The sequence below is a fragment of the Photobacterium angustum genome, assembly GCF_002954615.1.
Classification (GTDB): Bacteria; Pseudomonadota; Gammaproteobacteria; order Enterobacterales; family Vibrionaceae; genus Photobacterium; species Photobacterium angustum_A.
Window position 1 is genome coordinate 1824751 of sequence record NZ_MSCJ01000001.1, and the last position, 11604, is coordinate 1836354.

Below are 11604 nucleotides of genomic sequence, written 5' to 3' on the forward strand. Positions count from 1 at the left end.
GTCATGCCGTTTTACACAAGACGGCATACAGAATAAGAGATAAAGGAAAAGGAATGCGTTTATCATCATTAATAGCAGCTGCGCTATTTTCATCAAGTGCTGCGCACGCGCTCTCTTTAGAAGAGTCTGTTGCCTCAGCCATTGATTACAGCCCACAAATTGCGGGGCAATATGCCCGTTTTCAATCAGTACTTCGTGAAGTCGATGGCGCACAGGCTGATTACTTGCCACAGGTAAATCTATACGCTGCTGCGGGTTATGAAGAAACCCGTTACAACAGTGGCAATAAAATCCCAAAAGACGATCGTGGTATGAACCGAACTGAAATTGGTTTAAAAGCCTCGCAGTTAATCTTTGATGGCTTTAAAACCTCAGCCAATACTGATCGCCTGAGCTATGAAGCAGAATCTGAGCGGTTAACCTTGTTATCGGATGCAGAGGATATTTCATTAGATACCACACGCTTGTACATGGAAGTACTGAAAGCCAAAACCATTCATGAATTAACCCAACGTAACGTCCGTGAACATGAAGCGATCTATCAAGATATTCTGGACAAAAATTCAAAAGGCTTAAGCAGTAATTCTGACTTAGCCCAAATCGCAGCACGCGTTGCGACAGCGCGCTCATCACTCATTGCCGCTGAAAATAACCTCTATGATCTCGACGCCCAATTCATGCGTTTAGTTGGAAAACCGGCAACAGGTTTAGTCGATCCTGTGGTCGATACTGCCCTACTGCCAAGCAGCAAAGAAATTGCTATTAAACAAGGCATTAAGCAGCACCCTGAAATTCAAGCAGCCATGGCTGATATTAAAGCGGCACGTGAAGAAATTCGCCGTGAAAAAGGCAATTACTTCCCTGAATTTAAGTTAGAAGTACACGCAAATGCCAACGACAACGTGGGTAATACACTTGGTCCGGATCAAGATGCCCGTGTCATGCTGACCATGAATTACGACATCTATAACGGTGGAAAAACCAATGCTGATACAGAAGCCTCTGCATGGCGTCATGAAGAAGCGCGTACGATCCGTTTGCGTGCAGAACGTGAAGTCGTAGAAGGAACGACCCTAGCGTGGAATGCCTACAACATGTTAGAGCAACAGAAGAAATTGTTAAAACAGAACGTTGATGCAGCAAAAGCCGCAGAAATGGGTTATGAAGAACAATTTCGTTTAGGCCGTCGTAGCTTACTTGACGTACTTGATGCAAAAGTAGAAGTGTTCCTTGCCCGCAAGAGCTACATCAATACTGAATATGACCACACCCTAGCGGCATATCGCATTCTTAATGCTATGGGTAAATTGACCTATGCGTTACGTGTTGAATACCCAGAACAATGGCAGGCGAAGGAGCAATAATCATGAAAAAATCACTACTTTCTCTCATTTTATTGCCTTTGCTTTTAACTGGCTGTGCAAACATGCCTGATACCCAAGTCACTCGCCACCAGATTGATGATCTTCGCGATCATGATAAAGATGGCGTGATCAACCAACGGGATATGTGTGCAGATACGCCTGCTGGTACTCAGGTTGATATTACAGGCTGTGCTCCTTGGGAAGTGAAGCCCAAATACGACATCCAGACAGTTTACTTTAACTTTGATGACGACCATATTCGCTTAGATCAAAATGAAACCTACACTCAACTTTTTGATTTATTAAAACAAAAGCCACAGGCAAAAGTGATCCTTGTTGGTGATACTAGCCCTGAAGGTACAAACGAATACAACAAAGCATTAGCGCAACGTCGTACAGGTGTGATTAAAGATGCATTGATTGAAAATGGTATTGCACCTGAGCGCATCTCAGAGCAAGAGTTTACGCAGGTGACCGAATTAACCAAGCACCTAAAGAAACGTGAGCGACGCACCATTGCTGTTATAACCAGCAACCAAATGGAGCCTGTAAAAAAATGGACAATTTACAGCTCTGAGCAGTCAGCGCAACATGCATCAACAGCACAGTGAGGGAATACTCGTGAATAAATCAACTTTAACTTACATGTTACCACTGGCGCTGTTTGCTTCTTCTGCTTATGCCGATAGCAGTAAAACCATTGCGGTTGAAAATGAACTCAATACCGTTGTCAACGAGCTAATTTCAACGGCAACGTTGAACAATCATTTACTCACAGAACAAAGCAATGACATTCAAAAAGTCATGATTGAAGATGGCGTAAAAATTGGTATTAGCTCTCGTCGTTGGTTAGATAGCGAAGTCGCCGTTTTTAAAGATAAATACGGTTATAAACCAACCGAACTGTACTTTACATCCGATGCCATCGCCATTTTAGTTAATGATGATAATCCAATTAAGTCTATTTCAATCAATGCGCTGGCTGATATCTTTGGCTGCCAATCATCATTAAAATCAATTCAATGGCAGACAGTAAGTCCTGTACTTGCCAACAATACTGAACTGACACAAGTACACGCTTATTCAGTTAATGGTGATTTATCAGCACACCGTAATTTCACCAAGATGATCACCTGCTACGATGGCCAAAAAACGGCAACTAAATCGTTAAACAGCCGTAAAGATTTAATCGATACTATTGAATCAAAAGAAAACGCCATTGGTTACACCGTATATCAAAGCCAAGACAAAGATATTAAACGTATTGATATTATTGATAAAAATGGTGAGATGTTTGGATTAGATCATGAAACAATTTTATCAGGCCGCTATCCGCTTGCTAACGTTTATTACATGTATCTGAATTTAGAACCTACAAATAACTCTCTATCGCCGCAGCAAACGGCTTTTGTTAATTACGTAATGACACCAGAAGCGCAGCAGACACTCACTGACAACGGCTTTATCGATTTACCTGCAGCGGCAATTACGCGCAACAAAGTCGTATTAAAACAACAGCAACCTGAGATTCAGGGCGGTTATAAATAACTAAACAATTGCTTTAGAGCAACCATAATTTGCTATCTATCGCTATCAAAGCAAAAGGGGCGTAAAGTTAAACTTTACGCCCCTTTTTTATTCTATTGAATATTGTTGATCATGCAGCATTTGGTACACGGAACATGCGGCGACACATTTCTAAAAACTGACCATAAACAATGCCCAACGCACCAGAAACCACGATATTACTGGTTACCGCAGTAACAATCTGATCAAAGTTCGCCCCTACAACAAATAATATGCAAGCATAGATCGGTGATTGAAATAACACATAGGCCACCATATCAGAGAAGCCTTTCATCCAACGTTTTGTTGAAAAGCGCATACCTGTTCGGATCATGTAATCTCTAAACATCCCATAAGGCCAAGCAATCGCAATATTAACTGGGATAGATAATGTTCGTGATGCTAACGACTGCTCAAACGACATACCTGAAATAAAGATCTCAATCATCATGCCAGCGGCAAAGCTAAACACAACCATCGCAAAAGTATCTGCTGCGGCATTTCTATACTTTAAAGGAAATTTAATCACAGACATGGCTATCTCTTACCAAACAATACACTAATTAAAACACTGCATAGAGTGACCTTCACTGCCTTTAAATTATTAAGCAGTTTATTTGCGTATTAAACCAGAGTTTAACTAAAATAAGACACCATATTTTAATGTTATTTTCATTTTGGTAACTAACTTTCAATATGAAAATAGTGTTTTAAACTGCCTTTATACAAACCAGCCAGTGTAATCATTTATTTATATAGAGATTAATTATGCTGCGCCCTTTCTCCCCTAGATACAGATATAAAAAATCCGAGAACTTATTATAAGCGCTCGGATTTATAGATATTCTTTTCGCGAATTATCCCGTTAGTGATTTACAACTAATTGTGCATCACTTTCACCGTTAGGTAACTGAATGGTTAATGCAATCACCAGAGAGACAATCAATAATGCGAACATCAAGTAGAAAGTTGCAATAAAGCCACCAAAAACGGATGCGACAATTGAACCAATCAAGCTACCAACACCGAAGCCTAGGTAAATAACACCGTAGTTTTTAGTTAGATTATTCAAACCAAAGAAGTCACTCACTAATGATGGGAACACGGTTAATGTGCCACCAAAACTAAACGCGATACACGCTACAGCGGCATAAAATACCATCATATTCAAATGCGCAAATAACAATGCACATACACCCACTAAACAGATCGTCAACGCAATCGCTATTACCTTAGTACGTGCTATTTTATCTGACAGAATACCAAGAACTAAACGACCACTGATGTTGGCTACGGCAATGATAGTTACTGCAGATGCCGCAACGCCAGCAGTTAAGTGTACATAAGATTGACCAATATCTTTGGCAACACCGATAACATATAAGCCGCTCATACATAAGGTTAAGAAGATCAAAGCAAGCATCCAATATTGTGGGTGTTTCATTGACTCAGCTAAGCTGTAATCACGAGCGCCCTCTGCTGCTTGCTCCGCTGAGATCTCTTGTTTAGGTGCATCAGTCATTAACAATCCACCAAGAATAACCATGATCATGGCAACAACACCCCAAATATCAAATGTCGTTTCAAGACCGCCATGCTGAAGGAAATACATGTTAATGAATTTAAAGCCTAAACTACCAAGGCCGTAAGCACCAATAGCACACGCTGAAATTAAGCCTTTACGCTCTGGGAACCACTTCACACAGTTAGATAGGGTCATTAAATAGCCCGTACCATCGGCAAAGCCAATTAAGAAACCCGCAAACACATAAAGCAAAATAAGGTTAGTAGCATGAGCTGTTAGCAATAAACTTGCACCTAGTAGCACACCTGCGCCAATGGTCACTTTACGTACACCAAAACGCTCTTGCATTTTACCAGCCATAGAAGAAGCAACAGCCAACGCTAAACTCAATATACCAAATGAAAATGCAACACGACTAACAGGCTCTGATAACTTGTCGGCAAGTTGGGCATTGAACAAACTCCATGTGTAAACCGAACCCAATGCAAACTGGGTAATGATGGTGCCAATTAAGGTTAGAACACGGGTTCTATTCGTGCTGTGAGTGCTCATTGTCGTACTCTCCAAGGGGACTTATAACGCTGGCAATAACCTGTTCAGTTATCGCTTCCTGTTCCCAACATACGACTATTTATAAAGATAACAATAGCATTGAAAAACTATAAAATGAGCTGCCTGCTCAGTGGAATAAAATGCAATATATCAGCATGAAATGCATTTTATAGCTTTACCTATTACAGCTTCATCCGTTCACGGAACTGCTTAATATTACTGCGACTAACTGGCACCTGTTGTTCATGATGCTGTAGTTTCAGCATGTAAGTACTGTTTACCCAAGGAATGATTTCCTGCACCCGTGAAAGATTAATACAGTACGAGCGATGGCAACGGAAGAAGTCAGATTCAGGTAATTTCGCCACCAGCTCACTAATCGCCATTGGCGCAACAAAGCGACCATCAGCAGTATAAACTGTGGTGATTTTTTCGTTGGCTTCCGCATAATCAATCTCGCAAACAGGCGTTATAACAATACGGTTATCTTTCATTAAATTTATGGTATGACTGCGCGATGGTTCAGACACTTGTTGTTCTTGTTGGTTAACCTCTTGATGTTGCTGTTCTAATTTCGCTAACAACCCTTTCATCCTTGTTTCACTAATGGGTTTCAGCAAATAATCAAACGCTTCAAGTTCGAAGGCATCAACCGCATGATCTTTATAAGCGGTGGTAAATACAATATGAGGCTTATGTTTAAACTGAGAAATATTACGTGCGAGTAACATGCCATCAATCGACGGAATATTAATATCAAGAAACACAATATCGACTTGGTTAGTTTGGAGAAACTTAAAGGCTTCCAATCCATCTTCAAAAGCAGCCTCAATATGAATATGGCTATGAGTTTGAATTAAATATGTTAACTCTTCGCGGGCTAAATATTCATCTTCAACAATTAGCGCTTTCATCATGGAATAACCTTTATTTTACGTAAAACAACATTTCAGTGCCTTTTTCTAGGCGGCGAATATGCAAGCCTTCTCCGTAAAGCAGTAACAAACGCTGATGGACATTATTTAAACCTATACGATGCGAATCAACATTACCTGTATAAAGTTGGTCGATGATGTTTTGCGAGATCCCAATGCCTGTATCTTGGATCATAATAGCAATTCTCTCACCGACTGTTTTCACTGCAATCGTCACCGTTCCCGGCTCTCGGGATGGCTGAATACCGTGCAGAATGGCATTTTCAACGATCGGCTGAATGAGTAAACATGGGATCAGAGGATGAACATCTTCAATATCAAAAATAACGTCGAGTTTATTACCAAATCGGGCTTGCTCGATAGCGACATAATCGCGTACTTGTTGTAACTCTTCTTGGATATCGATCAATTCAACATCACGTTCTAGGTTATATCTCAGAAAATCCGCTAAATTAGCAATCAATTGCCTTGCATGATCAGGACGAATACGGATCAACGTTGAAATCGCATTTAACGCATTAAACAAAAAATGAGGGTTAATTTTACTCTGTAAGGCAGAAAACTCGGCTTTGCTTGCCATCGTTTTTAATTGTTCAATTCGGGATACTTCCATTTGAGTCGAGATAATTTGCGATAAACCAATCGCCATTTCACGTAACGACAAACGTATTTGATCGGGCTTACAATAGAAGATCTTTAACGTACCGCTCACTTCACCGTTTTCCCATAATGGGATAATTAACAAAGATCGAAACTCATGCACATTTAGGTTATTACTGATAATTTGCTTACCTGTTGTGACCGCTTGGCGTGTCATACCACTAATTTGATGGTGAGCATCCAGAAAGTTCTCTTCGCCACTCCCCGCATAAGCACGAACATCAACCGTATCAGTAATGGCCACCGCATCAGCATAAGTATATTCACGAATAATATTACATACCTTTTGTAGTGATTCTCGGCTATTGATCCGAAAATGCGGTAAGGTTTTATTGGCAATATCTAACGCCAGTTTGGCTTGCCGAGCAGCCACAATGTCTTTTTCTTCATCCAGTCCTTGGACTAATTTAATAATCAAACCGATACACAGCGTTCCTGTTATCATCGGAAAACTAATATGAGAGACGATGTTATAGGCAAGTGCTTTATTATTCGATAAAGCCACAATAAGCAGCATAGTTAAAATTTCGCATACCATGCCTGCTAATATCCCCAACTGAGCATAATGCTTTTTCTGACACGATACGTGGATCCATGTTGCTAATACCCCAGCAAAAATACTTGTGATCAAACATGCCACGGACGTTGGACCATGGATATCAATCAAATAGCGATGAACACCGGCAATGATCCCCGCAGGGATCCCCACCCAAGGGCCAAATAAAATTCCACCTGACACCACCGCAATGATCCGCACATTAACTAAAGAACCATCAACTTTCACGCCTGTATAAGTACTTAAAACTGCAAAAAGGATAAATAAAAGGGAAATCATGGCAGTTTCAGCAGGTCGACGATGTTGTTTTTTAACAATCGACTGAAAGTGCTGGGTTTGTGTTAATAAAAACAGTGCCATTAATAGTAAAGCTGCACGTTCAAATACTGCTAGCAACATCATTAATTGGTCGTTATACACAAGTAACCTACTAGTAAGGAAATAAACGCAATTATACGGAATATAATTTTAGTCACTGGTTATGAAAGAAAAGTTTGCAAAAACGGGTCATAGTTATCGTCACGGGTAATTTATTGATTAAATAATTAAAATCGCATTGCTTATTGCATAATTATAATTACTATCAGCATCGTCTTACGTCTCTTATTTGTTATGACGGCAACCTTTTTAACCATGAGAACACGGTATGTTACCTGCGTTTTACTTTCTTTTAATTGCCGTGTGTATTTTACCGACATTGCCAGGGCTACTCGGTGTAGTGATCACTGCATTGGGGTATATGCCACCACTAGGGTTAACTCAATTCTCATTCAACGGTTTTAGCCAAGTATTACAATGGCAAGGTGTCGAACACTCCATTGCCTTAACATTTTATACAACGGCGGCTAGCTGTTTTCTTGCTGGTTTATTTACTTTTGCAATCATCCAAACCTGTTGGGGCACCCGCCTGTGGCAGCGAATTGAATCAGCATTAAGCCCTCTTCTCGCTATTCCCCATGTTGCTTTCGCGATTGGCTTTGCCTTTTTATTTGCGCCAACAGGTATGGGCGTTCGTTTATTGTATTCAGTACTTCCAGCCAATCTCAGTACTCATGCTGTCAGTGAAACCGCGTTACTGATCAATGAGCCTTATGGCTTAGGGCTTATCGTTATGCTCGCCTTAAAAGAAACGCCTTTTTTAGTGCTAATGAGTATTCCGGTTCTCCAACAATTAAATATTGAGCAAACCCAAAAAGTATCAACATCTCTGGGCTATAACCGTGCTCAAACATGGTTAAAGTGTATTTTCCCTCAGTGGTTACCTAAGATGCGTTTTCCACTATTTGCTATCGTGGCTTATGGTGTCTCTGTCGTCGATGTTGCACAAATTATAGGGCCAACCAATCCTCCCACCTTTGCCGTTTTAGTCTGGCAATGGTTTATAGATCCAAACCTACAACTCATGCCGCGAGCTGCCGCTGGGGCAATCATGCTATTTGTTATCGGCACAATATTGTTAGGTATTACGGTGGCTATAGAATGGCTACTCACCCAATTTTTTAAACAGTGGCAATGGTCGGGCAGATATGGCTTTGCATTACCAGGAAAATCACTTTTTACCCTATTGCTGGCATTAACAGCGTTGATTATCCCAATATTAAGTCTATGGTCAGTCGCACTGCGTTGGCGCTTTCCTGATGTACTTCCAAGTCGTTATAGCTTGCGCTTTTGGCAACTAGAATGGAGTCATATTCTTAGTACAATCAACATCAGTGTGGTGATCGCACTGATCAGTGCATCGCTTGGATTATGTTTTGCCATTGTCGCGCACGAATATCGTATAAAACATAAATGGCATATTCCTAACTACATTATTGCTATTCCGATGCTGATCCCACAGCTATCGTTGCTCTTCGGTTTGCAAGTACTAACTTTATTTTCCTCACTGAATACTTATCTACTATGGGTCTGTTGGGCACATCTCTTTTTTGTTTTCCCTTATGTCTATCTCGCACTTGATGGCCCTTATCGCAGTTATGATCAACGTTTAACTCAAATTGGATTAAGTTTAGGGAAAACACCTTTTCAGGTATGGCTTAGAATAAAGCTGCCGCAATTATCATCGGCATTTATTTTTGCATGGGTTATTGGCATTAGCGTCAGTTTGGCACAATACCTCCCAACATTAATGCTGGGTGCCGGCCGAATAAGTACGTTAACGACAGAAGCCGTAACCCTTGCCAGTGGATCGGACAGGCGAGTTACCGCTATTTACGCCTTATGCCAAGCGCTGCTCCCGTTAGGCTTTTTTATTTTAGCTCGACGAATAAACCGACGAAAAACAATAAACGTTTAAAAATAGAGTCAACTAATCATGAGTCTACATATCAACAACGTCACAATATCAATGCCTAATAGTGATGTTTTACTGTCTTCTTTTTGCTTACAAATCGCAAAAGGAGAAATCGTGACCTTAATGGGAGCGAGTGGCTGTGGAAAATCCACCTTATTAAATTACATAGCAGGCCATTTAAGTGATGCTTTTCAGGCACAAGGTAACCTTATATTAAATAATAACGATATCACCGAAGTACCTGCTCACTTACGTCAGATAGGCATGCTATTTCAAGATGATTTGCTCTTTCCTCATCTATTAGTCTGGGAAAACCTTGCGTTTGCACTACCCAATCGCATTAAAGGTAAAGATCGCCACAAGCTGGCTCTTAATGCTCTTGAAGAGTTGCAGCTATCAGCGTTAGCAAATGCTTACCCTCATCAAATTTCAGGCGGGCAACGTGCGCGAATTAGCCTTACTCGACTGTTATTAGCCCAGCCTCAATTAATCTTATTGGATGAGCCATTCAGTAAATTAGACAGTGGCCGCCGTGCACAATTTAGAGATTGGGTTTTTAACCAAATTCAGCAAGCACAAATACCCACTTTAATGGTGACGCATGATAAACAAGACATCCCAAACAATAGCCGTGTGATCAATTGGCAAACGGAGAGCCATTATGCTCGATAGTGTAAGTATTAAGCTTATTAAAGCCCCGCTGAATATTATTGCAGCCCGTCTACATCCCTATGGTATTACTGCAAATCAAGTCACCTTTACAGGCTTTCTTATCGGTTGCTTAGCGTTTCCAGCTTTAATTACAGAGCACTATTTCATAGCCCTGTTTTTTATCTTGCTCAATCGTATTTGTGATGGTGTTGACGGGGCCCTTGCACGTATTCAAGGTATTACTGATGCGGGTGGCTTTCTGGATATTAGTTTGGATTTTGTATTCTATTCCTTAATACCTTTCGGCTTTGTACTCGCCAATCCAGAGCAAAATGCCATTGCTGGCGCATTTTTAATCTATGCATTTATCGGAACGGGCAGCAGTTTTCTTGCTTTTGCTGTTATGGCCAGTAAGCGAGGTATTGAAAACCCCGTATATCGTAATAAATCATTGTATTACATGAGTGGATTAACAGAAGGCACAGAAACAATTGCTTGTTTCATCCTCTTTTGTTTGTTCCCTCAACACTTCGCTGTCATAGCCTATATTTTTGCGTCAGCATGCTGGTTTACCACTTTTACGCGTATTTATGGTGGTTTTAACACATTGAAATAAAACAATATAAGATGCTAACAAATGTAAAGTTAGCATCTTATGACTTCCCTCATTCTCATTTCTTATATCTGTCTTAGTTTTTTAAACGCCGTCTCATCTTTTATACTGAACAAAAGAACAACCACTAATGACAAATATATCAACTAAACTTATTCAGAGCTTTGTGTTTTTAAAGCGTATTAAAGTCTTATTTCTTAGCATAGGAAATAACAATGTATACATTTAAGCAGACAAAAAAGCTGTTTATAAGTGCGATCATCCCTTTAAGTTTAGGGCTAGTATCGTATGTCCATGCAGAGCCATTAACCTCAGAGGATTATGCCAAAGCCAAAAGCCTTGATGGCAATAATAGCCGTAGCCTACACCCAGTAACATCAAGAGTGATCAAAGTTTCAAAACATCGCTCCAATCTCATGACTCACGGTAGTAAGTGGATAAATGTTTATCGCTATCATTACCCAACCGACACTACAGAACGTTTAGTTTATGATGTCGTCAATGAGAAAGTCATTGAATCAAAACAATTCAAAAACATTCAATTTTCTGCTACTCGTGATGAAATCGCTTATGCAAAGCATCTTCTCGTGCATGATCCTGACTTTATGGAACAATTAGCGACTGAATATTACGACCGATATCATCATCCACTACCCGCTCAAGATCCTTTATCTAACCTCAATATAAAAGCCATTGTGTTAACGACCGACAACACTCACAGCCTGCCTGTCTATCCGGAAACTAAAAACTGCGGATTACATCGCTGCGTGTACTTTTTCTTGGCCTCATTAGAGGCACCTTATGAATATGTAACATTAGAAACCAAAGCGATCGTCAATTTATCTAAACAAACCATTACCCCTTTTAGTCACAATCGCTAGGTAAGTGA

At 40.3% G+C, this 11604-nt stretch carries 11 protein-coding genes; 7 read left to right on the forward strand and 4 right to left on the reverse strand.

All coding sequences use genetic code 11. From position 1 onward, the window contains the following. Positions 1-53 precede the first annotated feature (53 nt). The 3 genes from BTO08_RS07830 to BTO08_RS07840 are packed head-to-tail and all read left to right on the forward strand — an operon-like array spanning position 54 to position 2912. Complete coding sequence (locus tag BTO08_RS07830) at positions 54-1364, forward strand: TolC family outer membrane protein (protein ID WP_105060567.1); 1311 nt, start codon at positions 54-56, stop codon at positions 1362-1364. A gap of 2 nt (positions 1365-1366) precedes the next feature. Next, the gene (locus tag BTO08_RS07835) at positions 1367-1975 is read left to right on the forward strand and encodes an OmpA family protein (RefSeq protein WP_105060568.1); all 609 of its coding nucleotides are present in this window, start codon (positions 1367-1369) and stop codon (positions 1973-1975) included. Between the two features lie 10 nt (positions 1976-1985). Further along, positions 1986-2912, forward strand: coding sequence for a PstS family phosphate ABC transporter substrate-binding protein (locus BTO08_RS07840; protein ID WP_105060569.1), 927 nt, complete (start codon positions 1986-1988; stop codon positions 2910-2912). 109 nt (positions 2913-3021) lie between these two features. On the opposite strand, the gene BTO08_RS07845 is transcribed toward BTO08_RS07840, so the two are convergent. From BTO08_RS07845 to BTO08_RS07860, 4 genes are all read right to left on the reverse strand, one after another. Further along, a complete protein-coding gene (locus BTO08_RS07845; RefSeq protein WP_006646970.1) occupies positions 3022-3465 on the reverse strand; it encodes an L-alanine exporter AlaE in 444 nt (147 codons plus the stop codon). A gap of 330 nt (positions 3466-3795) precedes the next feature. Further along, on the reverse strand, positions 3796-5007 hold the full coding sequence (locus BTO08_RS07850) for an L-lactate MFS transporter (RefSeq protein WP_105060570.1): 1212 nt from the start codon (positions 5005-5007) through the stop codon (positions 3796-3798). A 182-nt stretch (positions 5008-5189) separates the two neighbouring features. Continuing rightward, positions 5190-5924 carry a LytR/AlgR family response regulator transcription factor gene (locus tag BTO08_RS07855; RefSeq protein WP_277949261.1) on the reverse strand — a complete coding sequence of 245 codons (735 nt, stop codon included), beginning with the start codon at positions 5922-5924 and terminating at the stop codon, positions 5190-5192. A gap of 10 nt (positions 5925-5934) precedes the next feature. Further along, positions 5935-7560, reverse strand: coding sequence for a LytS/YhcK type 5TM receptor domain-containing protein (locus tag BTO08_RS07860; protein WP_105061325.1), 1626 nt, complete (start codon positions 7558-7560; stop codon positions 5935-5937). 244 nt (positions 7561-7804) lie between these two features. On the opposite strand from BTO08_RS07860, the gene BTO08_RS07865 reads away from it, so the two are divergent. The 4 genes from BTO08_RS07865 to BTO08_RS07880 all read left to right on the forward strand — a co-directional run bounded on the left by BTO08_RS07865 (position 7805) and on the right by BTO08_RS07880 (position 11596). Then, positions 7805-9454, forward strand: a complete 1650-nt coding sequence (locus tag BTO08_RS07865; protein WP_105060571.1) for an ABC transporter permease — start codon at positions 7805-7807, stop codon at positions 9452-9454. 18 nt (positions 9455-9472) lie between these two features. Beyond that, positions 9473-10123: an ATP-binding cassette domain-containing protein gene (locus tag BTO08_RS07870; RefSeq protein ID WP_105060572.1), complete on the forward strand. Its 651-nt coding sequence runs from the start codon at positions 9473-9475 to the stop codon at positions 10121-10123. Beyond that, positions 10113-10718 (forward strand): CDP-alcohol phosphatidyltransferase family protein, encoded by a 606-nt coding sequence (locus BTO08_RS07875; protein WP_105060573.1) that lies wholly within the window; start codon positions 10113-10115, stop codon positions 10716-10718. Before BTO08_RS07870 ends, BTO08_RS07875 begins: the two co-directional genes overlap by 11 nt. Before the next feature lie 212 nt (positions 10719-10930). After that, positions 10931-11596 (forward strand): hypothetical protein, encoded by a 666-nt coding sequence (locus tag BTO08_RS07880; RefSeq protein WP_105060574.1) that lies wholly within the window; start codon positions 10931-10933, stop codon positions 11594-11596. Positions 11597-11604: the final 8 nt, after the last annotated feature.